The organism is Sutcliffiella halmapala (assembly GCF_050107295.1).
GTDB lineage: Bacteria > Bacillota > Bacilli > Bacillales > Bacillaceae_I > Sutcliffiella_A > Sutcliffiella_A halmapala_A.
Genome location: NZ_JBNIKR010000014.1, coordinates 83346 through 109598, shown reverse-complemented (window position 1 = coordinate 109598; position 26253 = coordinate 83346). Strand labels below are relative to the sequence as shown.

General features: G+C 37.4%; 19 protein-coding genes, 8 tRNA genes and 1 rRNA gene. 26 read left to right on the top strand and 2 right to left on the bottom strand.

From position 1 onward, the window contains the following. Positions 1-6 precede the first annotated feature (6 nt). The 10 genes from rrf to rocF all read left to right on the top strand — a co-directional run bounded on the left by rrf (position 7) and on the right by rocF (position 2380). Positions 7-123, top strand: a 5S ribosomal RNA gene (gene rrf / locus ACQCT5_RS19935). A 9-nt stretch (positions 124-132) separates the two neighbouring features. Then, positions 133-207 (top strand) — tRNA-Asn (locus ACQCT5_RS19930). Position 208: 1 nt separating this feature from the next. Next, positions 209-281: transfer RNA gene (locus ACQCT5_RS19925), tRNA-Thr, on the top strand. A gap of 16 nt (positions 282-297) precedes the next feature. Next, positions 298-369: transfer RNA gene (locus ACQCT5_RS19920), tRNA-Glu, on the top strand. 70 nt (positions 370-439) lie between these two features. Continuing rightward, positions 440-515 (top strand) — tRNA-Val (locus ACQCT5_RS19915). A gap of 67 nt (positions 516-582) precedes the next feature. Continuing rightward, positions 583-666 (top strand) — tRNA-Tyr (locus tag ACQCT5_RS19910). 148 nt (positions 667-814) lie between these two features. Further along, positions 815-889 (top strand) — tRNA-Gln (locus ACQCT5_RS19905). A gap of 2 nt (positions 890-891) precedes the next feature. Then, positions 892-964: transfer RNA gene (locus ACQCT5_RS19900), tRNA-Lys, on the top strand. A gap of 49 nt (positions 965-1013) precedes the next feature. Continuing rightward, positions 1014-1089: transfer RNA gene (locus tag ACQCT5_RS19895), tRNA-Ala, on the top strand. A 391-nt stretch (positions 1090-1480) separates the two neighbouring features. Beyond that, entirely contained in the window at positions 1481-2380 is a 900-nt protein-coding gene (gene rocF / locus ACQCT5_RS19890) for an arginase (protein ID WP_499644494.1), read from the top strand. Positions 2381-2402: 22 nt separating this feature from the next. On the opposite strand, the gene ACQCT5_RS19885 is transcribed toward rocF, so the two are convergent. Continuing rightward, a complete protein-coding gene (locus ACQCT5_RS19885; protein WP_386642781.1) occupies positions 2403-2585 on the bottom strand; it encodes an aspartyl-phosphate phosphatase Spo0E family protein in 183 nt (60 codons plus the stop codon). 177 nt (positions 2586-2762) lie between these two features. Here ACQCT5_RS19885 and sigW point away from each other — a divergent pair, with 177 nt between their 5' ends. The 16 genes from sigW (at position 2763) to ACQCT5_RS19805 (ending at position 24368) form a co-directional block, all read left to right on the top strand. Next, complete coding sequence (gene sigW, locus ACQCT5_RS19880) at positions 2763-3326, top strand: RNA polymerase sigma factor SigW (RefSeq protein ID WP_499644492.1); 564 nt, start codon at positions 2763-2765, stop codon at positions 3324-3326. A gap of 20 nt (positions 3327-3346) precedes the next feature. Beyond that, entirely contained in the window at positions 3347-3976 is a 630-nt protein-coding gene (locus tag ACQCT5_RS19875; protein ID WP_499644490.1) for a zf-HC2 domain-containing protein, read from the top strand. Positions 3977-4131: 155 nt separating this feature from the next. After that, on the top strand, positions 4132-4953 hold the full coding sequence (gene cdaA, locus ACQCT5_RS19870; protein ID WP_499644499.1) for a diadenylate cyclase CdaA: 822 nt from the start codon (positions 4132-4134) through the stop codon (positions 4951-4953). Continuing rightward, positions 4946-6199, top strand: coding sequence for a CdaR family protein (locus ACQCT5_RS19865; RefSeq protein WP_499644488.1), 1254 nt, complete (start codon positions 4946-4948; stop codon positions 6197-6199). The genes cdaA and ACQCT5_RS19865 overlap by 8 nt, the downstream gene beginning before the upstream one ends. 20 nt (positions 6200-6219) lie before the next feature. Beyond that, positions 6220-7566 carry a phosphoglucosamine mutase gene (glmM, locus tag ACQCT5_RS19860; RefSeq protein ID WP_499644486.1) on the top strand — a complete coding sequence of 449 codons (1347 nt, stop codon included), beginning with the start codon at positions 6220-6222 and terminating at the stop codon, positions 7564-7566. Positions 7567-8398: 832 nt separating this feature from the next. Next, positions 8399-10204, top strand: a complete 1806-nt coding sequence (gene glmS, locus ACQCT5_RS19855) for a glutamine--fructose-6-phosphate transaminase (isomerizing) (protein ID WP_499644484.1) — start codon at positions 8399-8401, stop codon at positions 10202-10204. Between the two features lie 162 nt (positions 10205-10366). After that, positions 10367-11167 (top strand): hypothetical protein, encoded by an 801-nt coding sequence (locus tag ACQCT5_RS19850; RefSeq protein ID WP_499644482.1) that lies wholly within the window; start codon positions 10367-10369, stop codon positions 11165-11167. Positions 11168-11180: 13 nt separating this feature from the next. Continuing rightward, a complete protein-coding gene (locus ACQCT5_RS19845) occupies positions 11181-11990 on the top strand; it encodes a TnsA endonuclease N-terminal domain-containing protein (RefSeq protein WP_499644480.1) in 810 nt (269 codons plus the stop codon). Further along, the gene (locus ACQCT5_RS19840) at positions 11990-14128 is read left to right on the top strand and encodes a Mu transposase C-terminal domain-containing protein (protein WP_499644478.1); all 2139 of its coding nucleotides are present in this window, start codon (positions 11990-11992) and stop codon (positions 14126-14128) included. The genes ACQCT5_RS19845 and ACQCT5_RS19840 overlap by 1 nt, the downstream gene beginning before the upstream one ends. Then, positions 14121-15692, top strand: coding sequence for an ATP-binding protein (locus tag ACQCT5_RS19835; RefSeq protein ID WP_499644476.1), 1572 nt, complete (start codon positions 14121-14123; stop codon positions 15690-15692). The genes ACQCT5_RS19840 and ACQCT5_RS19835 overlap by 8 nt, the downstream gene beginning before the upstream one ends. A 14-nt stretch (positions 15693-15706) precedes the next feature. Continuing rightward, on the top strand, positions 15707-17569 hold the full coding sequence (locus ACQCT5_RS19830) for a TnsD family transposase (protein ID WP_499644474.1): 1863 nt from the start codon (positions 15707-15709) through the stop codon (positions 17567-17569). Position 17570: 1 nt separating this feature from the next. Further along, the gene (locus tag ACQCT5_RS19825; protein ID WP_499644472.1) at positions 17571-19124 is read left to right on the top strand and encodes a Tn7-like element transposition protein TnsE; all 1554 of its coding nucleotides are present in this window, start codon (positions 17571-17573) and stop codon (positions 19122-19124) included. 16 nt (positions 19125-19140) lie between these two features. Then, positions 19141-21300 carry an ATP-dependent nuclease gene (locus tag ACQCT5_RS19820; RefSeq protein WP_499644470.1) on the top strand — a complete coding sequence of 720 codons (2160 nt, stop codon included), beginning with the start codon at positions 19141-19143 and terminating at the stop codon, positions 21298-21300. After that, positions 21290-23110, top strand: a complete 1821-nt coding sequence (locus tag ACQCT5_RS19815; protein WP_499644468.1) for a UvrD-helicase domain-containing protein — start codon at positions 21290-21292, stop codon at positions 23108-23110. The genes ACQCT5_RS19820 and ACQCT5_RS19815 overlap by 11 nt, the downstream gene beginning before the upstream one ends. Further along, on the top strand, positions 23097-23972 hold the full coding sequence (locus tag ACQCT5_RS19810; protein WP_499644466.1) for a Shedu immune nuclease family protein: 876 nt from the start codon (positions 23097-23099) through the stop codon (positions 23970-23972). Before ACQCT5_RS19815 ends, ACQCT5_RS19810 begins: the two co-directional genes overlap by 14 nt. Before the next feature lie 30 nt (positions 23973-24002). Then, entirely contained in the window at positions 24003-24368 is a 366-nt protein-coding gene (locus ACQCT5_RS19805; RefSeq protein WP_499644464.1) for a hypothetical protein, read from the top strand. 417 nt (positions 24369-24785) lie between these two features. On the opposite strand, the gene brnQ is transcribed toward ACQCT5_RS19805, so the two are convergent. Next, on the bottom strand, positions 24786-26138 hold the full coding sequence (gene brnQ, locus ACQCT5_RS19800) for a branched-chain amino acid transport system II carrier protein (protein ID WP_499644462.1): 1353 nt from the start codon (positions 26136-26138) through the stop codon (positions 24786-24788). Positions 26139-26253: the final 115 nt, after the last annotated feature.

The window sequence follows — 26253 nt, the reverse complement described above, 5'->3', positions numbered from 1 at the left end:
TAATAGTCTGGTGGCGATAGCGAAGAGGTCACACCCGTTCCCATACCGAACACGGAAGTTAAGCTCTTCAGCGCCAATGGTAGTTGGGGGCTGTCCCCCTGTGAGAGTAGGACGTTGCCAGGCTAGAATCGTTCCACCATAGCTCAGCGGTAGAGCATTCGGCTGTTAACCGAAGGGTCGTAGGTTCGAATCCTACTGGTGGAGCCATGCTTCCATAGCTCAGCAGGTAGAGCACTTCCATGGTAAGGAAGAGGTCACCGGTTCGAATCCGGTTGGAAGCTTAGAGAATATTATATAGGCCCGTTGGTCAAGCGGTTAAGACACCGCCCTTTCACGGCGGTAACACGGGTTCGAATCCCGTACGGGTCACTTAAGTTTTTTCGCGCTAGCGAAAATAACTTACCATAATCACGATAGTGAAAATAACTTTCCATACAATGGAGGATTAGCTCAGCTGGGAGAGCATCTGCCTTACAAGCAGAGGGTCGGCGGTTCGATCCCGTCATCCTCCACCATGATTTTTTCACGCAGTGAAAATAATCAACCATTATTTCACATAGTGAAAATAATTTCATATCCCTTGGAGGGGTAGCGAAGTGGCTAAACGCGGCGGACTGTAAATCCGCTCCTTCGGGTTCGGCAGTTCGAATCTGCCCCCCTCCACCATTTAACTTCGAAATGTAGATTCCGAAGTTTTTGTTTGAAAAGCAGTATAAACTTTCATGTATTAGAAATAATAATTGAAGTTAGGAAATACTCTTTTCGGGTAATGACTACATAGAAGGCATTTTAATATGAAATGCCATTTCATTAATGGGCTATAGCCAAGCGGTAAGGCATCGCACTTTGACTGCGACATGCGTTGGTTCGAATCCAGCTAGCCCAGCCAACGTGCCATTAGCTCAGTCGGTAGAGCATCTGACTTTTAATCAGAGGGTCGAAGGTTCGAGTCCTTCATGGCACATATATTTTCACCAGATGCAGAAGTATTCCTGATACTTCTGTTTGTTTTAGGGGCCTTAGCTCAGCTGGGAGAGCGCCTGCTTTGCACGCAGGAGGTCAGCGGTTCGATCCCGCTAGGCTCCACCAATCTTCAATAGAATACATACCATAAATCAAACCTTAGATTCCTTAGCGGATCTAAGGTTTTTTGTATTTCGCTGCTCTTACCAAACGAAATTAAGAATTTAACAATTCTAAACTGCATATATATTCAAATTTATGTCGAGTTGAGTCATAGACCCTTTTCACTATACAATAAATGTAATAGGGAAGGCTTTTTCGCATAGATTGTAGCTTTTCGTATTGATTGATACCCCGTATTGCACGTATCATCGTGCTCTTTTCCTGAGAGATGAAAGATAGAGGGTTAGCAAAATTTACGATAAAGAGGTAAAAAATCCAATTGCCGATTTTTTACTAGCAGCGAAAAGCAACAATTTTTATGAAAAGAGCTTTGGGAAAAGGGAGGACACTGTTCATGAAAAAGAATATCAGTATAATTGGGGTGCCTATGGACTTAGGGCAAACACGTCGTGGAGTGGATATGGGTCCTAGCGCCATTCGTTACGCAGGAATAGTAGAAAGGTTGGAACAGATTAACCTTGAAATTGAAGATTTAGGAGATATAGAGATAGGATCCAGAGAAAGAACGTCTTCCGGTGACAGTAACCTGAAGAATTTGAAAGCAGTTGCGGAGGCGAGTGAAACGCTTGCTTCAAGAGTGGACGAAGTCGTCAAACAAGGGAAGTTTCCGTTGGTATTAGGGGGCGACCACAGTATTGCGATTGGGACGATTGCGGGACTTGCAAAGAATTATTCGAACATGGGAGTCATCTGGTACGATGCCCATGGCGATTTAAATACAGGGGAGACCTCTCCATCCGGTAATATTCATGGAATGCCACTTGCGGTCAGCCTAGGTTTGGGAGACCCGGCTTTGACCGGGATAGGCGGTATTGGCACGAAGCTGAAGCCGGAAAATATCGTGATCATTGGAGCTCGCTCTCTGGATGAAGGGGAAAAGGTACTGATTAAGGAAAAAGGAATAAAAGTGTTTACCATGCATGAGATAGATCGTATGGGAATGACGGCTGTCATGGAAGAAGCAATTGCCTACTTAAAGGACAGAACGGACGGGGTGCATCTTTCACTTGATCTCGATGGCCTGGATCCCCATGATGCACCTGGTGTAGGGACACCGGTGATGGGTGGAATCTCCTATCGTGAAAGCCATTTGGCGATGGAGATGCTAGAAGAGGCAAATATCTTAACCTCTGCAGAGTTTGTAGAAGTGAATCCGATCCTTGATGAACGGAATAAAACGGCGTCTGTGGCAGTAGCCTTAATGGGTTCTCTATTTGGCGAAAAGCTTCTTTAGAAACAAAAATAAGCCAGCAACGTTAATTCGTTGCTGGTTTTCGGTTTATTTGAAGGTACAGATATTGATTGATCAGGGAATCAAGCGAGGTGCTTGCATCTATTACTTCCTTTGATTGAAGATGATTGGTGGAGGAAAGACGGATCATTTCTTCTCTTTTTCTCTCAATGGCTTCTTTTAAGTGGACTGCTGCTTGGATGGACATTGGATAGTCACCTCTCTTAATGGGCTGGTAACAGTAATTTTAGTAAATAATACCCTGATTTATCCTTTTTGAAACATTTTTAGTTATTTTTTGTTAAAATATAATTATAGAAATAATGAAACCTTTTTTAGGCTAGGCTCGTAGATAGAGACGACCGCCAGACAACGGGGGAACGGAATGGAAGAACTTATAAAAAAGAGAATCAAGCAGATAAAAAAAGGCGATCAGGATGCGTTTGGTGAAATTGTGGAGATTTTTAAGGACAAGATTTTTCAACTTGTCTATCGGATGACCGGGAATGCGCACGAAGCGGAGGATGTTGCACAGGAGGCGTTTATCCGGGCATATATTAATATCAACAGTTATGATACAAACCGGAAGTTTTCCACATGGCTATATCGGATCGCGACTAATTTGACGATTGATCGAATTCGCAAGAAAAAGCCAGACTATTATTTAGATGCGGAAGTGGCTGGAACGGATGGGCTGACGATGTATTCGCAGGTAGCAGCCGACATTGCGCTGCCCGAGGAAGAAGTGGAAAGCATGGAGTTGCAAGGGGAAATCCAAAAGCAGATACTGAAGCTTCCCGATAAATATCGTTCCGTCATCGTCCTGAAGTATATTGATGAGCTCTCCTTGATTGAGATCAGCGAAATACTTGAAATACCTGTTGGGACTGTAAAAACACGAATACACAGAGGGCGAGAAGCACTGAGGCAGCAATTGCGCCATGTTTAATTCTGGAGGTGTAAAAGAAAATGAAGAAATGTCCGGAACAAATCGTCCAGTATATGCATGAGTATTTAGATGGTGATCTAGAGAAAGACCGAGAAAAGGAGCTAAAAAACCACCTTCAAGAATGTCAGGGTTGTTACCAGCAATTTCATGAATTGGAGAAGGCGATCGCACTTGTACAAAGCACCTCTCATATAACAGCACCTAATGATTTCACGCAGAGAGTGATGAATAGTTTACCGAAAGAGAAGAAAAGAATTGGAATGAACCGCTGGATGAGAACGCATCCGGTTTTTGTGGCAGCAGCGATCTTCTTTGTACTGATGGCTGGGAGCATGTTCGGCGGTTGGCAGGAGGATAAGGTATCTTTCACCAATCAGTCCGGTCTGGTTGTCGAGGATAATACAGTGGTCGTGCCTAAAGGTGAGATCGTCGAGGGGGATGTCGTGGTGAAAAACGGCAATCTCCGTGTCGAAGGGGAAGTGAACGGCAATGTTACTGTCATCAATGGCGAGATCATAAATGGCGAAAACTATCTGGCTTCCGCTGGACAGGTAACAGGTGAAATTGAAGAAATCAACCAGGTCTTTGAATGGATCTGGTTTACCATGAAGGACGGGTTTAAAGAGGTTGTTGGTATTTTTACAGAGTAAGCTAAGGAGATGCTTGAGTGATCAAGCATCTTTTTTGCATGTTTTCTGGTTATATTAACTATAATTGAATTTATGCTATAATGACATAGTTACGGTTTTCGTACTTGATACATAAATCTCGTACTGACAAAGGAAGTGATAGGATGCCTTTTGAGATACCTTTTGGAGATATACCATATTTAGGTTATTTAGCGAATGTGATTGATATATTATTGGTCTGGTTTGTGATTTACAAACTCATCATGGTGATACGCGGTACAAAGGCGGTCCAGCTGTTGAAGGGGATTACGGTCATTGTCGTTGTCAGGATCATCAGTAGCTTTTTGGGGCTGAGCACCCTGCAGTGGCTGATGGACCAGGCGTTGACTTGGGGTTTCCTGGCGGTAATCATCATCTTCCAGCCTGAGCTGCGTCGTGCCCTTGAACAATTGGGGCGTGGGAAATTGTTCTCAAGAAGCGGCATTCCGGATGAGGAAGAGCATGCCAAGATGGTGGAGGCTGTCGTAAAATCAGTGCAGTATATGGCAAAACGCCGTATCGGAGCACTTATCACCATCGAACGGGAAACAGGAATGGGGGATTACATAGAAACAGGGATACCTTTGAATGCAAAGGTTTCATCTGAGCTTCTGATCAATATCTTCATTCCGAATACGCCTCTTCATGATGGAGCGGTCATTCTGCAGAAAAATCAGGTTGCTGCGGCAGCTTGTTATTTGCCTCTATCCGAAAGCCCCTTTATTTCCAAGGAGCTTGGGACAAGACATAGAGCGGCACTCGGAATCAGTGAAGTGACAGATAGTGTCACCGTTATCGTATCAGAAGAAACCGGTGCAATTTCCGTCACGAAAAACGGGGAACTGCACCGCGATTTAGAGCCGGAGATCTTCAGCGACCTGTTGATGAAGGAAATGGATACAAGCTTTAAGACTGCTTCCTCAACACGTTGGCAATGGAGGGTGAAGAAGGATGGATAGATTTATCAGCAATCGATGGATCATGAAGATAATTGCTTTGCTTTTGGCTTTCATGCTATACATGTCCGTGAACATTGATACAACGTCCACCCAGCAGCGGAATAATACTGCTTCTCCTTTTCCGAGTTCACCAAATGTAGATGTGGAAACAGTGACCGATGTTCCGGTTGAGACCTATTATGATCGGGACAATCTCGTCGTTAGCGGGCTTCCGCAAAGCGTGGCAGTGACAATGGAAGGGCCTACCGGTACAGTGAAACCAACTGCACTGCAAAGGGATTTTGAGGTGTATCTGGATTTAAGCGATCTGGAACTTGGAACACACCAAGTGCCCTTACAATGGAGAAATATTTCAGATAAGCTGGATGTGACAGTAGAGCCTGGATTCGCGACCGTTACCATCCAGGAAAAAGTAACCGAGGATTTCCCTGTTGAAGTCGACTTTATTAACAGGGGGCAAATCGAAGAAGGCTATCAGCCGGAACAACCGATTGTGAAACCGAACATCGTGAAGGTGACAGGTTCCCGTGAATTGATTGACAGCATCGCGCTAGTGAAGGCACGAGTCGACCTGAAGGGCGTCAATGAGTCAATCAACCAGCAATCTAAAGTGACGGTATACGACAGCGAAGGGAATACCTTGAATGTGGAGGTCGAGCCGGCTGTCGTGGACGTTAATGTTCCTGTTACCAGTCCTTTTAAAACGGTGCCTTTAAAAATAAACCGCAAAGGCTCGCTGAAGGAAAACCTGAGCATCACCAAGGTGGAAGCAGTACCGGGTGAAGTGACGGTCTACGGGCCAAAAGGTGTAATTGATGGGTTGGAGTACATTGATAACATTGACCTTGATCTTACTGAAATAACAGAAAGCACCACCATTGAAGTGGATGTTCCTGTACCTGACGGGGTAAAGCGTGTGGTTCCGGAAAAAATCAATATTAAGGTAGAGGTAGAAAAGGAAGAGCAAAAAACGTTCACTAATGTACCTATTGAATATATTGGATTACCGGAAGATATGGAGCTTGAAATGGTAGACCCGGAGAGTGGCCAGATGGATCTGACAGTCCGTGGTGCACCAAGTGTGCTCGAAGGCTTGGAAAGCACGGATATGGAAATGTACATTAATGTGACAGACCTTGGAGAAGGTGAGCATGAGCTGCCTCTTGAGATTAACGGTCCGCAAAATGTGTCCTGGGACCTGCCGAAGCGAAACGTGAAAATTAGATTAGTAGAAATTATAGAGTAGGAAAAAGGAGCGATTTACTTATGGGTAAGTATTTTGGAACAGATGGAGTGCGTGGGGTTGCCAACTCGGAACTTACGCCTGAACTGGCATTTAGATTGGGACGTTTTGGAGGGTATGTTCTGACAAAAGATCATTCCCGTCCAAAAGTATTAATTGGCCGCGATACACGAATTTCCGGTCATATGCTTGAAGGAGCGCTAGTTGCAGGACTATTATCCATCGGTGCGGAAGTCATGCGCCTCGGCGTCATTTCCACTCCGGGTGTTGCACATCTCACAAAAGCATTGGGAGCGCAGGCTGGTGTCATGATCTCCGCCTCTCACAACCCGGTACAGGACAACGGGATTAAATTCTTCGGTCCGGATGGCTTTAAATTATCCGATGATCAGGAAGCGGAAATCGAAGCACTCCTTGATGAGGCAACAGATAATCTTCCTCGTCCTGTAGGGGCAGATCTCGGGCAAGTGAACGATTATTTCGAAGGTGGACAAAAGTACCTTCAATTCCTGAAACAATCCGTAGATGAGGATTTCTCTGGCATACATATCGTACTGGACTGTGCGCATGGTGCAACATCTTCCCACGCAACCCACCTTTTTGCAGACCTGGAAGCGGATATTTCCACCATGGGATCTTCTCCGAACGGGTTGAACATCAATGACGGTGTCGGATCCACACATCCGGAGACGCTTGCTGAATTGGTAGTGGAAAAAGGTGCGGATATCGGTCTCGCATTTGATGGAGATGGCGACCGTATCATTGCAGTGGATGAAAAGGGTCAGATCGTCGATGGCGACCAGATCATGTTCATCTGTGCAAAATATTTAAGCGAGCAAGGACGCCTGCGTCATAACACAGTGGTATCCACAGTTATGAGTAATCTTGGCTTCTACAAAGCGCTTGAAGCGGCTGGTGTGGAAACAAAACAGACTGCAGTCGGGGACCGCTATGTTGTAGAAGAGATGAAAAAGGGCAACTACCTTCTAGGTGGTGAGCAGTCCGGACATATCATCTTCCTTGACTACAATACAACAGGTGACGGAATGCTGACAGGACTTCAGCTTGTAAATATCATGAAGCTGACAAAGAAGAGCCTATCCGAGCTAGCAGCGGAGATGACGAAATTCCCGCAGCTTCTTGTTAACGTAAAAGTGTCAGACAAGCACCATGTAACGGAAAACGAGAAAGTGGCTGCTGTGATTGCGGAAGTCGAAGCGGAAATGGAAGGAAACGGCCGTATCCTTGTCCGTCCATCCGGTACGGAGCCTTTGGTTCGTGTCATGGCAGAAGCGCCTACACAAGAACTTTGCAATGAGTATGTAGAGCGGATTGTAGCGGTAGTTCGTGCAGAAATGGGCATCGAATAATATAGACGAGTAACGCGAAAGATATGCATACATCGCACGTAAAACGCGGTGTGTGCATATCTTTTATTATGGTTGTATTATGTTAAAGAATAGAGTCGATTATCAGGGTCACTAGCTGTTGATTGGAGCAATAGGCGAAGACTCTGGCGGGTGTTGCGTTTAGGGGAGACCCCACAGGCGAAGCCGAGGAGGCTCCACAAAATGCCCCGCGGAAAGCGCAGCCTAGTGCGGAAATCAACAGCGGTATTTAATAGGGACATATAATTGCTTCTTTTAACTGGAAGATAATTAACATAATGATTGACGGACTGGCCAAAGGAAGGTAAGATATTATTTGTTGTAACTCAAGAAGGGAAAGGAGCGTAGCGGAAATTTTTTTACCAGAAGCGCCTGAACTAAGCGACGAACGGGTATAGAATGCTTAGTTGACGAGGTGGAGGTTTATCGATGTATCGGCGGATGCCTCCCGGTTGCCAATCACAACCGATTAGAGACAGGTTTAAAGCATAAAGGCAACTTTATGTACAAAGACTTGTACTATGATTGAAAAATAATAAGGCTCTTTTCAAAAAGTTTGTTGCTTTCGTCCGTAAAAAATCGGCTTTTGGATTTTTTACAGCATTTCTCCCCTTAACATTCAAAGGAAAAATATCTGTTAAATGGGAAAAGAGCACGAAAGCAAGGTTTATTACGTGTTTATATTGGATACGTAAAAAGCAACAATGTATGCGAAACAGCCAATAATAATGCAAAAAGGTAATGTGGGGGCAGGACAGTCCCCTTTCTATGGTGTGCTTTCCTGTCCCTGCTACTTTAGGGAGGAAATCAAATTATGTGCGGAATCGTAGGTTATATTGGAACACAAGATACAAAAGAAATTCTTTTAAAAGGCTTGGAGAAGCTGGAGTACCGCGGCTATGACTCAGCTGGAATTGCTGTCATGAACGAAAATGGCGTACACGTATTCAAGGAAAAAGGGCGTATTGCCGATCTTCGTGAAGTAGTGGACGCGAGTGTTGCAGCAACAGTTGGAATCGGTCATACTCGCTGGGCAACTCACGGAGTACCAAGCAAAGTAAATGCCCATCCACACCAAAGTACTTCTGGCCGTTTTACACTTGTGCATAACGGAGTCATCGAGAACTATGCAATCCTTAAACGTGAATATCTTAATGACGTGGAACTTGTTTCCGAAACAGATACAGAAGTAGTCGTTCAGATCATCGAAAAGTTTGCAAACGAAGGACAGCATATCGAAGTTGCCCTGCGCAACACGCTTGCGATCCTGAAAGGTTCTTATGCGATTGCGTTAGTGGACAACGAAGATCCGGAAACCATCTATGTTGGGAAAAACAAGAGCCCATTACTTGTTGGTGTAGGTAAAGGCGACTTTAACGTAGTAGCAAGTGACGCAATGGCGATGATCCAGGTAACCGACCAATTTGTTGAACTGATGGATAAAGAAATGGTAATCGTACGCAAAGAAGCGGTAACGATCAAAAAGTTGAACGGTGAAATTGTAGAGCGCGCTCCATACACAGCAGAATTGGATGCAAGTGATATTGAAAAAGGCACATACCCACATTACATGTTAAAAGAAATCGATGAGCAGCCGTTGGTAATCCGTAAGCTCATCCAAAAATATCAAGATGAGAATGGCACATTAACGATCGATGCGGACATCATCAAAGCAGTGAACCAGTCAGACCGCATCTACATCGTAGCAGCAGGAACAAGCTACCATGCAGGTCTAGTCGGTGCACAGATGATCGAGAAGCTTGCGAAGGTACCTGTTGAAGTGCATGTAGCAAGTGAGTTCAACTACAACATGCCAATCCTATCCGAAAGACCGCTATTCATCTTCATCTCTCAAAGTGGAGAAACAGCGGACAGCCGTGCAGTTCTTGTACAGGTGAAAGAATTAGGATATCCGGCATTGACTGTAACTAACGTACAAGGCTCCACGCTTTCACGTGAAGCAGACTTTACGTTGCTATTGCACGCAGGTCCTGAAATTGCAGTTGCATCTACAAAAGCTTATACAGCTCAGCTGGGTGTACTTTCAATCTTCGCAGCAGTACTTGCTGAGTCAAAAGGCTACAACCTTGAGTTTGACCTTGTCCAAGACCTTGGAATCGTGGCAAACGCGATGGAAGTACTTTGTGATCAGAAAGAAGAACTTGAAGACATTGCACGCAAATTCTTATCTACAACTAGAAACTGCTTCTTCATCGGCCGTACAATGGACTACTATGTTGGCTTAGAAGGTGCATTGAAACTAAAAGAGATCTCCTACATCCAAGCGGAAGGCTTCGCTGGAGGAGAATTGAAACATGGAACCATCGCCCTGATCGAAGAAGGTACACCAGTTATCGCGATCTCTACACAAGAACACGTAGACCTAAGCATCCGCGGTAACGTCAAAGAGGTAGTAGCACGCGGTGCCAACCCTTGTATCATCTCCATGAAAGGCATGGAAACAGAAGAAGATAGCTTCGTTGTACCAACAGTAAACGAATTGCTGTCTCCATTAGTATCTGTTATTCCGTTGCAATTGATTTCCTACTATGCAGCTCTTCACAGAGATTGTGATGTTGATAAGCCACGTAACCTTGCGAAGAGTGTTACGGTAGAATAATAATTAAAAAAGACTCAACCAGTTTTGTTAACAGATAATAAAGTTGTTTAAAAAATAATAAAGTTGTTTAAAAACAATAAAGTTGTTTAAATATGGAAGTTTAACATCCGTTCGCTTATAATTATAATAAGCGAACGGATGTTTTTGTTTTGGAGGGAAATGATGGCTAATACTAAGCAAAGGTTAAACAAAAGAAGAAAAGCTTTAAATGAAATTCGCAATTTAGTAGATAATGCAGCCCATTTATTAATTATTCATTACTCGTGTGAGAGTTTCTATGACATTAAAGATGGTCGAACACCTAGAATTACTTCTATAGCTGTTAGGTATTTTAATACTGGACAAACTGAAACTTTTTCTATCCATAAGGTTGCAGAGAAGAAAGGCTATTTATCAGAAATTGAAAGTCACTATGATGAACTTGAAAAAATTATGTTAGGTGAATTTTATAAATTTGTTAAAACTCATTTGAACTACAACTGGGTTCATTGGAATATGAGGGATATTAACTATGGATTTCAAGCTATAGATCATAGATTTAGTGTATTAGGTGGAAAACCAACTTCAATACCTGATTCTCAGAAATTTGATTTAGCAAGAAAACTAATGGATATATATGCAGATTACGCAGATCACCCTCGACTTGAAAAGTTGATAGAACTAAATAATATTACTAAAAAAGATTTTTTAAGCGGTGCAGAAGAGGCAAAAGCTTTTGAAGAATTAAAGTACGTCGAATTACATCGCTCAACACTTAGAAAAGTGGATATCTTTCACTCAATACTTGAACGAGTTATTGATAAGAGTCTAAAAACAAAAAGTAAATGGCATCATATTTATGGATTTACACCACAAGGGATATTCGAATCTATAAAAGATCATTGGATATTTGCGTTAATTTCTTTAGCAGTAGGAGCAGCTTTATCAGCAGTCCTAGGCATTGTATTTCTAGATTTTTTCTAAATGGGGGGAGCATATGCCAAGACGTCAAATTGGTTGGACTGAAGCAAAAATCTCTCGGTATATCAAGGAAGGTAGAGGGAAAGGAGAACTTGCTCTTTACAAGCCTTGGTTAATGATTCAAGACGTTCCATCTACAGGGCGCGTTCATCGCTTTATAGGATGGAAAACTTCACGTGAGCATCATTTATTATCAGATTTAGAGTTTAATTACCTTTGCTTTTGTGATTGGGCAGATAATGTAATAGATATCCGTGAGCAATTTCCTTTAGATCGAGAGGTAACTTTACAGGTGGCAGACGATTTAGGTATAAAACATCCTACCGATTCTAAAACAAATACACCTATTGTAATGACTACTGACTTTTTCCTAACCGTACGTGAGGGTTCTTCAGTGGTCTATAAAGCTAGAACTCTTAAGCTAGAAAAAGACCTCAATGACGAAAGAGTTATCGAAAAATTCGAAATAGAGAAGTGCTATTGGGAAGGACAAGGTATTGATTGGGCAATAGTAACGGAAAAAGAGATGCCGCAAACTTTACTTAGCAATTTAAAGTTTTTACGAGATGCCTATTTTGTTGATGAAGGAGAAAAAATAGATTTGCTTATGAACGAGTGGCATAGCTTCAACGGTGCATTACTTAAAAATTTACAAGCATTCGATGAAAAACATAACTTTGAAATGGGAACGGCAATTAGTTTATACAAACATGCGTTAGCAAAGAAGTTATTAAAAGTTGATATGAATCAAAAAATCGACTTAAAGGAAGATGTCGGTAACATCTTCCTTATGAGTTACTTTGATGTTAACAAGAGGTGGGCTTAATGAATTTTTATGTGAATGAAATCTTACAAGATTATCAGCAAGAAAGTTTATATAGAATTCTTTGGCTAGATCCAGGCAATTCAATTATGTATTTTTTAGAGCTTAACAACCCAAAAGCATTTCCTGAAAAGAAGTTAGTTTCTGAAATGACGGATTTAATCATAATAGGAGATTGGAGAAAGGTTATCGATAACTCCTATGACATCATTGTATCTAACGATTATGAAAGTAAGCATTATGAAACGAGAGATGCTGCATGGGCAATTATTCAAGATATCGTAAAAAAAGAGCCAGCTATCTATGAAAGATCTTTTCGAACAAAGTTAATAAAAGAAGTGCAAGAGAAGCATGATGTAACATATCCAACCGTCCGCAAGTATTTATATAAATATTGGTCTAGAGGAAAAACGGTAGATGCCTTATTACCAGATTATAAAAATTCAGGTGCAAAAGGTAAGGAACGAAAAGCTGGTGAAACGAAGCGAGGGAGACCTCCTGTTTATGGGGTTAAGGGTATAAATGTAGATGAAGCAACAAAGAAGATTTTTAGATTAGCAATTGAAAAATACTACCTAACTTCTAAGCAAAATAGTTTAACAGCAGCATATAAGTTTATGTTGAAGGAATTTTATGCAGAGAACATATATTACGAAAACGGTGTTGAGAAGGTGCTGTTAAAGGACGAAGATGCTATTCCGACATTTACACAATTTAAATACTGGTATCAGAAGGAATACGATGCTCCAGAAGTGTTAACAGCGCGAAAAGGTGGAAAGCGTTTCAATAAAGATCATCGTGCGGTATTAAATACGTCTCTATCAGAAGTATTCGGACCAGGCTCTCGTTATCAAATTGATGCAACAATTGCTGATGTTTATTTAGTCTCTGAAGTAAATCGAAATTGGATTATTGGACGCCCTGTTGTTTATTTAGTAATGGACGTTTTTAGCAGAATGGCAGTCGGTATGTATGTAGGGTTAGAGGGTCCATCATGGGCTGGAGCTATGATGGCATTAACAAATGTTGTTGCTAATAAAAAGACCTATTGTGCAGAGTTTGGCATTGAAATAAATGAAGATGATTGGTCAAGTCGCCATCTACCAGAAATTTTGTTAGCAGATAAAGGTGAATTTGAAGGATACAATGTTGAACGACTGGTAAAAGCATTTAATTTACATGTTGAAAATGCAGCTTCATATCGAGCAGATTGGAAAGGTATCGTTGAAAAGCAATTTGATTTAATTCAAAAGAAAGTGAAGCCATTACTTCCCGGTTATATTGACGTGGATTTTCAAGAGCGCGGAGCAAAGGATTATCGTTTAGATGCAAAACTTACGTTGAAGGAATTTACACATATTTTAATTAAGCAGATTCTACAATATAATACGAAACATTACTTAAAATCATACGTGAGAGATAGAGATTTAGTTGCCGATGATGTTCAACCTATTCCTATAGAGCTATGGCGTTGGGGTATTCAAAATCGTACAGGGAAGCTACGAGTTTTTTCTGAAAAACTAGTGAAGCTACAGCTACTACCGAGAGGCAAAGCTACTGTAAATCATAAAGGTATTCAGTTTAAAGGGATTTCTTATAGCAGTGATAAAGCGATTAAAGAAAACTGGTTTGAAAATGCACGAATGAAAGGCTCATGGAAAGTAGAGTTAGCTTATGATCCGAGAAATATGAGCCATGTTTTTGTAATAGATGAATCAATAGGTTATTTTGAAGAATGTCATATGTTAGAAGTCTCTAAAAGATATGAGGGTTTAAGTTTAGATGAAATAACATATTGGAGACAGCAAGAAAAACGAATTGAGCAAGGGCAAAATCACAAGCAGCTTCAAAAAGAGATAGATTATATTGCCGATGTTGAAGCAATTATCAAGCAAGCTGAAAAAGAGAAAAAAGCTCAACAGGATACAACATTAAGTAAAGCCGAACAAGTAGGGGCTATTCGAGATAATCGGAAAGCTGAAAAAGATAGACAGCGTAAAGTTGAATCTAAGCCAATTATTGAAAAACAAGTAGAATCTACAGAGGTCATTCCATTTCCTCAAACGGTTGCTGAAACAGACTTTAAGCGACCTAATGTGCGAGAATTTTTAAAGCGTAGAAAGGAAGATAAGAATGAGTGAACAATCAAACTTCCGAAATATCACGCCGGCCGTATATAAAGAGCAAGAAGTAATTGATTTCAGAGGGAATCCGTTAATTGAAGCATTACCGCCTATTCTTTCACCAGAAGAAGCATATGATAAATTAAGCTATTATCCACCTTATGAGGAACATGAGGTGAGTTTGCCAACCCACATACGTTATCATGCGATTCCTCGTATCAATAAGTTTTTTCAACCCGTTATGCAACACTTGGATTTAGAACAACGATTTTCAAGGTTACTTCGTCATGGATATGTTAGCAGAAATCCTAGATTACCAGATTACAATCGTGCATTAAATGGATCTCAAGATATTCGCTCAACAGCGTCGAGTATGACCTTAATGGGCTTTTCAGGTATAGGTAAAACAACAGCTATAGAACGTATTTTGTCGCTTTATCCGCAAGTAATCTTGCACGAACATCCGTTAAATTTAATGCAAGTTGTATGGATTAAGCTTAACTGTCCGCATGATGGTTCATTAAAATCGTTATGCTTAGATTTCTTCTTAAAAATGGATCACCTTCTTGGGACGAATTATTATGAGAAGTTTGGCAGTCGCCGAAATTCCATTAGCTCTATGGTAACTAGAATGGGTCAGATTGCTAGGTTACATTGTATCGGAGCGATCATCATTGATGAAATTCAGCATTTATTAGCTACAAGAGATAATAATTCGGAGAAGATGATGAACTTCTTCGTTACGTTAATTAATGAGGTTGGTGTACCTGTAATATTAATTGGAACGATGAGAGCAAAAGCAGTATTACAACAAGATTTTCGTCAAGCGCGTAGAGGTAGTGGACAAGGCGATATGGTTTGGCAGCAAATGAAAAAGGATGACGATTGGGATTTATTGATTGAAAGTCTATGGGAGTATCAATGGATTCAAAATAGAAAAGATTTGACGGATGAATTAAATCAAACTTTGTATGACGAAAGCCAAGGGATAGTAGATATTGCAGTTAAACTGTTTGCATTAGCACAGGGTAGAGCTATTGAAACAGGTGCAGAGGTTATTACTGTAGCAGCCATTAAACAAGTAGCAAAAGATGATTTAAAGCTCGTACAACCTATGTTGAATGCGTTAAGAGATGGACGAACATCAGAATTGGAAAAGTATGCTGATATTATGCCGATGGATATTGAAGAATATTTGGTATTAAGGCAATCTAAAGTCGATTTAAGAGCAACTATTCAGAAGAAAAAAGAGTTACAAGCTCAAAAACGTCATGAAAAGCAATCTACTTATGTAGAGACTATTATGAGTTCGTTAATAGCATTAGGAATCGATGTTGAAATAGCGCAAAAAGCAGTAACAAAGACAATAAATGAACATGGAGATATAGATTTATCTTCACAAATGAAAATGGCTATTACTGTAGCAGAAGAATTAAATATGCCAAAAGAAAAAGTAGCCAAGAAACAAAAAGGAACGTTATTGAAAATCGTAGAACAAGCAAAGAAAAATAAACAATCAAACTATGAAGCATTGAAGGAAGCGGGGTATGTAAAGTCGCCATTGGATGAATTTGCGATTTAGGAGGTAGAAAAAATATGCTCAGTTACTTCCCAGAACTCTATCCAGATGAATTGTTGTATAGTTGGTTTGCACGTTATCATGACCATTCTAGTAATGAAAGTCCAAAACAAACAATGCAAGAATTATTCGGAAATATAAGTTCGGTAGCTGTAGTCGACCTGCCTAATAATTTAAATAGATTTTATGAAAGAATCGCTCATTTTAATCCTCCAAAAATAAATGATTTGATTAGTAATCATACTTTATATCATTACTACACATTTTTTCAAACAAATGATATGAAGAAAAGAGCAATGGATTATCTAAAGTACGGTGGCAAGCCGGGGGCAATTCATATGTTCCTAGGCATTGCTGCATCCACAATAAAAGAGTGGCAGTATCTTCGCTTTTGTCCTAGTTGTGCAAAGCAAGATAAAGAAAAGTATGGCGAAGCTTATTGGCATATTAGCCATCAATTACCGAAAGTACATCACTGTCATATACATCAAGAGTTACTTAACAATTCAACTATTGAATTACGCAACCCACATAAACATGAATTTATTTCAGCTGAAAGAGCTGATTTAACATCACCACATTTAATTAATTTATATTCACCAAAGACTGAACAACATTTGAAGAGACATTCAGAGGAAAGCATTAATTTAATAAATCTTGAAGAAACAATTGAAACAGAAGCATTATCAGCTATTTATAAATATTTAATGCAAATTAACGGATACGCTAATCACTTAGGGAAAGTCCATCAACAATATTTTTCACAGCAATTCAAAAGATATTACGGTGAAGAATTTCTAACATTATTAGGCTGTGATTTTGATGAACATTCAGATACGACATGGATAAGAAGTATTGTTAGAAAGCATCGTAAAGCATTTCATCCTGTACAACACCTATTGCTATCGGACTTTTTAAACATATCTATAGAAGATTTAGAACAATTTAAGGGACAGCGATATGAGCCGTTTGGACAAACACCGCATTATTGTTTAAATCCAACAGCTAATCATTATAAAAAGCGTGTAATAACAGATTTAACGATTACAACTTGTACAGATACAAGAAAGCCTGTTGGGACATTTAGTTGCGACTGTGGATTTATTTATTCGCGGCGCGGGCCAGATAAGGATGAAAAAGATGCGTTTAAGATAGGAAGAATCAAAGTATATGGAGATGTATGGCTATCGAAAGTAAAACAATTAGTTGCTAGTGGGTTAAGTTATTATCGTATCGCACAAATTTTAGATTGTGATTATGCAACAGTGAGGAAGTATGTTCAGCAACAGAAGATTAATAACTTAGAGACTAAATCATTAGCATTCGATTTAAAAAATGAAAAGGAAATTGAATGGATCAATCTACTTAGTAAATACCCTAGCTTCGCAATTACTCAGCTAAGAAAAGAAGCTCCAGCGTTATATGCTTGGCACTACCGAAACAACAAAGATTGGTTAAAAGAACATTCTTCAAAGATAGTTGTAAAAGCAACTTCAAATAATCGAGTAGATTGGGAAAAACGAGATTTAGAAGTATTGGTTCAGGTAAAGCGAGCTGTTGAAGAATTATATGCCACTGAAAAGCCGGTGTATGTAAATAAAAGTAGAGTAGGAAAAATGATTGGGCAATTGTCACTGATAGAGAAGCTATTAGATAAATTACCAAAGACAAAAACGTATCTGGATAAAAATTTAGAAACGCGTGAGCAATATCAAATTCATCGTATTAAATGGGCTTGTAAGAAGCTTTATATAGAAAATGAAGAGCATATAGTAGAGTGGAAAGTTCGACGTTTAGCAGGGCTTAGAGAAGATTTACAGATAACAGTCGAAACGGCTCTAAGAAATGAAATTAGACTTTATCAAATAGGAGAAATGTAGATTGAAACTAAGACCATGGACATTTGATAGGGATGAAGAGATCGTTTTGAAGTGGATAGGTAATGTAAAAATAACTGAGGGACAATGGCGAATTAGAGCTGCTTTTGAATTTAATAGTCAAATTGAAATTTTAGAATTTCCTATTGCGGCCTTGCCATTACTGAAGGTAGGGGCGTTTTATAAAGATGGTGAAATATTAGAATCTAGTACGACGGGGATTATTTATGATGTGAAAATTCCTGAGTTAAATCAATGTAAGGTCATTAATTCATTAGATGCATGTAAAGAAGTTAATTACTTTTTACATGCTAAACAAGAACTTATGAGCCAGTTAGTATTTGAATTTACTGTGGAAGGTAAAACATATTACCTTCCACAATTTGAATTTATTCGTGCTGTGTTTACTGTTAATAAAATGATAACTAACGCTATGATGCAACCGAATGGTTTGGAATGGTTAGTAAAGGATTCAAGGTTAAATTATACGAAAGCTTATTTAGAGTTAGATGATGACATTTCTAATAACATTGCAAAAGATGAGGATTTTATTCGTTATTTTGCATGGTTATATTTTAGCCCAGAAATCAAAGCTACATTTGAATCTATTTATACACTACTTTCATTTAAAGTAAATAATAATGAAGAGTTGAAACTAAAAGTAAGGCTCCCGGATATCTTAAATACACATATTCAATTTAGAGGAATACAAAAAGGTGATAAGTATTTGATTTTACAATGGTTAGGTTCTGATATGGAAGGGACTACCTTTACAGATATCGAAGTTAAACATAAAGCTTTTAAGAAAAGGATAGATGCACCAGGTGAACGTAAATATCGAAAATCACTTAAAGAGGATGCAGTTGAAAATATATTAAGTAATGATCCTACTAAGCGTTCTAAGCAGGATGCAAATCAACCAATAGAAGATTTACAAAGTACGCATTTTCAATTTGGGATTATTGCAAACGTACATAAAGTGTATGGTGATACTCAAGAAGTGAATCAAGGTGATATCTATATATCGAACGAAGGACAAGGTGGCGGCATTCAAAAACAGCAACAAATAGTAGGACTTGATGAATCAGTTTATGGAGGAACTATTCAACCAATTGATTTTAAGACGTTAGAGGTTACGAAGGATATTAGAGGACAAGGATTAGAGAAGTTTATAAAGATGATTCAATTGTTGGCTAAAGATGCTTACAAATATCAAGTTGCAATGAATTTAGTTTATTTGCCATTAGGAAGGAAATTTTCGTTTATAAATGAAAGTTTAAGAAGATGTGCTTGTGTTGTTAAAGTGAAAAATCGATTAACAAATAAATTTCAATATGTAATTGAGATATCCACTCCTGACGGCAAGTTACTATCGACATTGATTATCTATCAATCTAATTTTGATGAGAGTGCATTAAAAAAATTATTAATGAATTTAGTAACAAGTAGTGGCTCATGGAATAAAGAGATTTTAAAAAATTTAGATTGTGAAAAGTTAAAACACACAAGCAATAATTATATTAATTGGAAAAGCAAGTTAGAAATGAAGCTCAAATAAAAAAGGAAGTGATTAAATGTATATTTCTCAAATAGAAATTACAAATTTCAGGAATTTCAAAAATTCTATTTTTAAGTTTAAGCCAGGAGTAAACACTTTAATTGGAGAGAATAGTTCTGGTAAGTCCAATGCATTATATGCAATTCGGTTACTTTTAGATGAAAATTTACCGATTAATGCTACAAAGCTTTTAGAAACGGATTTTAATCAAAATTTACATAAATGGAAAGGACATTGGATAGTTTTAAAACTTACTTTTAAAGATTTAGATGCTAGTGAAGCAGTAAGTTTTGTGGCTCATCATTCACAAGATATAAGAAGTGATGAGGAATCGATAGGTACATATGCTTTATACTACCGTCCAAATAAATTAGTAAGAAAAAGATTGTATGAATTTACAAAACAAATTGAAGAGAGTCAAGAAAATGGTGAGGATAAGAAAGAAATAAAAAACAACCTAGAAATTTTTTTAAAGGAAATTACGTTAAACGATTACGAAAGTGTATTTACGTGTAGGGTAAATGCAGATTTTAATGATGAGCAACAATATAAAGCCTTGGTTGGAGATTTTGAACAGGGAATTTTCCCAAATCCTGAAGAGGATAATAATCTTACTCTTGGAAATATCTCACCACACATTACATTGATAAAAAGAGAAGTTTCATGTACTTTCGTTAAAGCATTAAGAAATGTTATAGCTGAGTTAAAGCAAAAGAAGAGTAGCCCTTTACTACAACTGTTACGAGGAACGACTAAAGATATTGAAATTATAGAAGCACAAAAGATAAAAAAGCAAGTACAGGATTTGAATAATGATATAAGTGAATTGGATGAAATAGATTCATTAACAAACAAAATAAAAACTTCATTAAATAGAACTTTAGGATATACATATTCACCTAATGTAAGTATTAAATCTGAATTACCAGAAGAAGTTGAAACATTGCTTCAATCATTAACTTTATGGGTTGGAGATGATTCTAGCAGCAACCAAGGAAAATTAGATGATTTGAGTTTAGGTGGTGCGAATCTAATTTATATTACCTTAAAATTATTAGAGTATGAATTTTATCAAGATCAAGAAGAAAAAGCAGCACATTTTTTATTAATTGAGGAACCAGAGGCACATATTCATACACATGTTCAAAAAACCTTGTTTGAGAAATATCATTTCGAAAATACACAAGTAATTATAACTACACATTCAACTCATATTTCTTCTGCAAGTAAGGTAGATTCTATGAATATTTTAATAAAAGAAAAAGGTTATACCAAAGTTTGTCAGCCGAGTAACGGCTTAGATACGTTTACTTGTAAAAGAATTGAAAGGTACTTAGATGCAACAAGATCAAACTTATTATTTGCTAAAGGAGTTTTATTAGTTGAAGGTGATGCGGAGCTTATATTAATTCCCGCAATGTTTAAAGCAGTTTTTGGTCTTAATCTTGATGAAATAGGAATAAGTGTAATAAACATGAGTAGTACTGTGTTTGAACATGTTGCAAGTTTATTCGATGACTTAAGAATTCAAAGAAAATGTGCTATTATTACAGATTTTGATGAAGCAATAGAGATGTTACCAGAGAATCCGGCTGATGATACTAAAGAGCAAAAGAAAATGAGAGATTCACAAACAGCAGGTCAAGAAAGAGCGGAGATTCTGAATGAAAGGTATCAAGGTAACCCTTGGGTAAATGTTTTTTATGCACCACATACATTTGAAATTGATTTTGCGTTAAATTCAAACACGTATGAAATAAAATCAATTTTACCTGTAATTTATAAGCGCCAATCTGATATTGAAAATTCAAAAGCTAAGCTAAGTTCAAAAGATGAAGTACTTGTAGGTAAAGAAGCACTTAGACTAGCTAATAAGGAAGGTAAAGGGTGGTTCGCTTTATTAGTTGCTGAAGCACTTAGTTATGAAACTTTTATTCCAGAGTATATTTTAAATGCAATAGCATTTACCTCTGAACATATAACAAAGGAACATTTAAGAGCAATGGCGCAGTATCGAATTAGAAAAATGTATACTAAACTCCAAGGTGATCTTGATGAAATGACCTTCGATGAATTAATGGATATGTTAAGTCGAGACAGTGCAGATGAACGAGAAGATGATTTAGTTATATTAGTGAAACTTTTAGGAGTTGAATTAGCAGAACATGTATATTAATTTAAATCCTTTACAACAAGCCGCAATAGATGAAGAAGAAAATGCACTTGTACTAGCTTGTCCAGGTAGTGGGAAAACTCGAGTATTAACATTGAAAATTGCGAATGAACTTGAGAAATTAAAGAAAAGGACTGAAAGAATTGCAGCATTAACATTTACTAATAGAGCCGCTGATGAAATTGATAGACGAATAAATTCTATGGGAATAGATATATCTCATTTATGGACAGGTACTATCCATTCATTTTGTTTACAATGGATTATTAAACCATATGGAGTTTATTTGCCGGAACTTCAAAAGGATTTTTCTATCTTAGATGAATTTAAGACACAAAATTTAAAAGATACTTTTAAACATGAATTTGATATACCTTTATACAACGATTTTATCACCAGAAGAGACAGACATGGGAATTATGTAAATGTAGAACAAACATTTAATGAAGCTGCTGAAGCATACCATAAATTTATATTAGAAAATAAATTAATAGATTTTGATTTGATCTTATATTTTTCTTATTCTTTAATTGAAAAATACCCCAATATTTCAATTAATCTTTCGAAAATTTTTAAATATTTTTTTATTGATGAATTTCAGGATACTCAAGATCTCCAATATGCAATTGTTGGGAAGATAATTAAAGCATCCAAGGGACAATGTAGAATTTTCTTAGTTGGGGATTCAGATCAAGCAATATTTAAATCCTTGGGAGGTGTTGTAAAATCCCCTGTGGAAATAACCCAAGAAATTGGGGGATACAGTGTAAAGCAATTGGGATTGAGTGATAATTATAGGTCGACGCAACGTGTAATAGATTTATATAGTAATTTTCAAAGTACAGGTTTAGTAATAGAATCGTTGGCAGATTATTGTGATGAAGACGGGATCATTTCATTTGATAGAACTACCCATAAAGATAATTTGATAGATAAGATAACAGAAATTGTAAAAGTGGAAATTTCAAAGGGAGTCCCACCTAATGAAATTTGTATCTTAGCACCTCAATGGAGTTTTCTATCTTTTATAGCTAGAAAGTTGAAATCAAATTTACCAGATATAGACTTCGATGCCCCAGGGCTAACTCTTTTACCACGTAATCGAGATAACTTTTGGTTTAAATTAGCAAGAATTATTTTAATAACTAAAGAGCCAAGTAAGTACTTAGTAAGGATGAAGTGGGCAAAAGAAATTTTAGAAGAGCTAGTTATGGTGAGTGGCATTATTATTGATGTTGACACTGATAACTGTAGGAAATTACTGAAAAAAATAAATTCAATAAATGTAAAAAATGAAGATGCAGTTGAATTTCTAGAAGAGAGTTTTAAGTATGTATTTGAAAAACTCGATTTTGATTATAGCTCAAGTGATTTATTAAAAGAACAATGGGATAATTTTTTTAATGGATTAAGACGTCGTTATGAAAGTTCAGATTTTCGCGATGTACCTAAAGATATAAACTATATGAAAAAGATGTTTAATACAAAAGAAGGAGTCGTTATTAACACTTGTCAAGGTGTTAAAGGAGAAGAATTTCATACAGTTATAGCATTTGGATTGTTAAGAGGATATCTGCCACATTGGAATCAAATAATTGATCAACCGAGGAATAATGAAATAGAAGAATCCAATAAATTATTATATGTTATATGTTCTAGAGCTAAGAAGAATTTATTTTTATTCGCTGAAAGCGGAAGAATGACACGAAATAATCAGCCATATCAAGTGAATAATCAGTTAAGTAGAGTTGATTTTGAATTTAATGTTCTAGCTATTAGAGAGAATGGAGAGAGAGAATTTGTCTATCTTTAAAAAAGCTTATGAATTAATAAACAATGCTCCTCAAGCATTAGATTGGGATACTTATGAAAAAGTAGTGGTAGAAGAATATGAACAATTATTGAAACAGAACGGTAATGAAGAACGAGTTTTTCAAGATTTTTTTGAGAGAAACCCAGCTTTTTTACCTGGAGCTTTTGGTGTATATGGGGAATCAGGTCATTCCCCATACAACAATGCTTTAATTATCCAACCATTATTACAGGGATTGACAAGTAAGATACCTGATTTTTTGTGGATTGCTTCAGATAGTTTAAATATCTATCCGATTTTTATAGAAATAGAAACTCATAATAAAAGATGGTTTAGAAAAAACGGCGTGCCAACAGCAGAATTCACTCAAGCACAAAATCAACTTAGTGATTGGAAAACGTGGTTATCGAATCCCACACATCAAAATCTTTTCTATCAATATTATGATATTGATAAAGAGATAGTCAGTGGTAAAAGTGTAAGACCACAGTATATTTTAATTTATGGATCTAGGAACGAATTTATTGAGAAACCAGAATTGAATCAAAAAAGAGCTCAATTAGTCCGTGAAAATGAAACGTATATGACATTTGATAGGTTATCACCTAATATCAAGGCTAGAAATACTGTAACTTGTAAAGTTAGTAACAGAAAATATACTGCAAAATTTATTTCACCAACTTTTAGGTTAGGTCCAGTCTATGCCGAAGAATTGAGTAAAATAGACAACAAAATAGAGGCGATAAATAATTCCAAAATTGATAAAAAGAGAAAAGAATTTTTAATTTCTAGACTTGAATATTGGGAAGAGTTTGGTCGAAAACAGCCTAGGGGATTAAGAAATTCAGGAGATTGGGAATGAAGAGTTAAATTCTTAAATGAGGAATAATGTATGATTACTCAAAAAATACTTTTAGAAGAAATAGAAGTAACGTTACGAGAACTAAAAGCAGATGATGCAATTTATGAGTTCCCTGAAATAGTAACATTGGGAGAGTTGGCTGAATACATTGTATTTGATGTTTTTTATAAAAAATATAATTCGCTTAATCATAAAACCATAAGTGTATACGAGTTAGCTAAAAAAATTAGCGAGGAAAAGAATATTGATTTTGAAAATGTAAAAAAACAATTATTGAGAGATGTTAAAAAGTTTGGTGAAAGAAAAAATTTAGAATATAGCACGCTAGGAGAAGTCCCTTCTGGAGCGTTTATATATAATGAAAAGGGGGAGGAGGTTCATATTCAAGAGCTGTAGATTCAATACCCTCAGCAATTATTTTTAAAGTAAAGTCATATGAACTTGATGAAGATATTTATGTAGATTTAAAAGATGAGGTTCTATCATAATAATATGAAGAGAATCTTTAAAGAATTAATACGGTATCTTCAAGAGAAAAATGAAGGGAAAAAAGTTAGAATATTAAAAGTAGCTGGAGTATTAACTATGGATTTAGATGATATTGACATTAATTATAAATGAAATTTCGGATTTAAATTAAACAACTTTATTATTTATATAATCTAATAGCTCTCAAAAATGAAACATTTTTAAACAATTTTAAAACCACCTATCAAATTAAGCGATAGGTGGTTATTGCATTTGTAGGCACAAAATTAAACAACTTTATTATCTGTTTTCAAGTTTTGGTTGAGTCTTTTCAATATGGAATAATTAACTCGCGTTCCTCTCAAGCTGTTCACTTTGCGGCTTTTCTTTTATAAAATTCCCCCAAACATACCCTAACACAGCACCTATAATCGCTGGGAAGATCCAGCCTAAGCCTACTTCATATAAAGGAAGGATCGTATTAAAAAGGTTTTCTACAGGCACAATGCTCATACCCGCAGCCTTTAATGCATCAGATATTGCTACGATAGACGTGAAAATCATGCTTCCCTGATACACTTCTTTTCTTCCGTCAAAGAATGAATGTAAGAATGTTAAGGCCATTAAACAGACGACAAATGGATAAATAGCGACTAACACCGGTACGGATACGGCGATTAATTGTGTTAAGCCGACGTTTGCAAATACGGCACTGATTGTGGATAAAAGAATGACAAAAGTTTTGTAAGAAATACTTGGCAATAGCCTATGGAAATAAGAAGAACAAGAAATGATAAGACCGATACTTGTGGTTAAACAAGCGCCAATAACGATCAGGCTTAGTAATAGTCCACCGTAAGCTCCGAAAAAGTGATTAGATGCACCAGATAGCACCGCTCCACCATTTTCTAATAACCCCAGTGCTTCGACACTTGAAGCGCCAATATAAGATAGAGAAGTATAAATGATGGCAAGAAGTCCTGCAGCAATACTGCCTGCTTTTGTTACAGCGATCATAATTTCCTTTTTAGTTGTCGCACCTTTTTCTTTAACGGCGTTGATGACAACAATCCCGAATACAAAGGCAGCAAGGGCATCCATGGTAAGGTATCCTTCTTGAAATCCAGTGAAAAAGGAGCTATCTATATAACTTTCTGTAGGTGCTTGGAAGCTACCGATAGGAAATATAAATGCCGTTGCAATTAAAATTCCTATGAAAATTAATAATAGTGGCGTTAAAACTTTTCCTACAATATCGACTATTTTCGAAGACTTCAAAGAAAAGAATACGGTAACGCCAAAAAATAGAAGGGTAAAGATTAATAGACCAAGGTTACTGCTCTCTTCGGATAAAAATGGTCTAATACCCATTTCAAAGGAAGCAGTCCCCGTTCTTGGGATTGCAAAGAGAGGTCCAATGGCTAGATATAATATAACGGTAAAGATAAGTCCGAAAACGGGATGTACCCTACTTGCTAAAGACTGTAGATCACTTTTCCCCGAATATCCTAACGCTAATACACCGAGTAAAGGTAATCCAACTCCAGTTACAATAAAGCCGGCATTAGCAGACCAAATATTTGTTCCTGCAGATTGACCGAGCATGGCTGGAAAAATTAAATTCCCCGCACCAAAGAATAAAGCAAAAAGCATAAAACCAATAGCTAGTACAAATGAAAATGGCATTCTATTATTCATCTAAAGTCCTCCTGGCGGTCTAGTGATCTAGTTGTTCCTACGTAAATATATAGAAAATTAATTTAACCGAGGTAATATATTGCATAACACAAGATATCACATGCAAAATATTTAT

What these genes read in the sequence shown, in the direction of transcription:
- rocF (WP_499644494.1), top strand. Translation starts at nt 1,481, where the DNA reads ATGAAAAAGAATATCAGTATAATTGGGGTGCCTATGGACTTAGGGCAA.
- ACQCT5_RS19885 (WP_386642781.1), bottom strand. Translation starts at nt 2,585, where the DNA reads ATGTCCATCCAAGCAGCAGTCCACTTAAAAGAAGCCATTGAGAGAAAA.
- sigW (WP_499644492.1), top strand. Translation starts at nt 2,763, where the DNA reads ATGGAAGAACTTATAAAAAAGAGAATCAAGCAGATAAAAAAAGGCGAT.
- ACQCT5_RS19875 (WP_499644490.1), top strand. Translation starts at nt 3,347, where the DNA reads ATGAAGAAATGTCCGGAACAAATCGTCCAGTATATGCATGAGTATTTA.
- ACQCT5_RS19865 (WP_499644488.1), top strand. Translation starts at nt 4,946, where the DNA reads ATGGATAGATTTATCAGCAATCGATGGATCATGAAGATAATTGCTTTG.
- glmM (WP_499644486.1), top strand. Translation starts at nt 6,220, where the DNA reads ATGGGTAAGTATTTTGGAACAGATGGAGTGCGTGGGGTTGCCAACTCG.
- glmS (WP_499644484.1), top strand. Translation starts at nt 8,399, where the DNA reads ATGTGCGGAATCGTAGGTTATATTGGAACACAAGATACAAAAGAAATT.
- ACQCT5_RS19850 (WP_499644482.1), top strand. Translation starts at nt 10,367, where the DNA reads ATGGCTAATACTAAGCAAAGGTTAAACAAAAGAAGAAAAGCTTTAAAT.
- ACQCT5_RS19845 (WP_499644480.1), top strand. Translation starts at nt 11,181, where the DNA reads ATGCCAAGACGTCAAATTGGTTGGACTGAAGCAAAAATCTCTCGGTAT.
- ACQCT5_RS19840 (WP_499644478.1), top strand. Translation starts at nt 11,990, where the DNA reads ATGAATTTTTATGTGAATGAAATCTTACAAGATTATCAGCAAGAAAGT.
- ACQCT5_RS19835 (WP_499644476.1), top strand. Translation starts at nt 14,121, where the DNA reads ATGAGTGAACAATCAAACTTCCGAAATATCACGCCGGCCGTATATAAA.
- ACQCT5_RS19830 (WP_499644474.1), top strand. Translation starts at nt 15,707, where the DNA reads ATGCTCAGTTACTTCCCAGAACTCTATCCAGATGAATTGTTGTATAGT.
- ACQCT5_RS19820 (WP_499644470.1), top strand. Translation starts at nt 19,141, where the DNA reads ATGTATATTTCTCAAATAGAAATTACAAATTTCAGGAATTTCAAAAAT.
- ACQCT5_RS19815 (WP_499644468.1), top strand. Translation starts at nt 21,290, where the DNA reads ATGTATATTAATTTAAATCCTTTACAACAAGCCGCAATAGATGAAGAA.
- ACQCT5_RS19805 (WP_499644464.1), top strand. Translation starts at nt 24,003, where the DNA reads ATGATTACTCAAAAAATACTTTTAGAAGAAATAGAAGTAACGTTACGA.
- brnQ (WP_499644462.1), bottom strand. Translation starts at nt 26,138, where the DNA reads ATGAATAATAGAATGCCATTTTCATTTGTACTAGCTATTGGTTTTATG.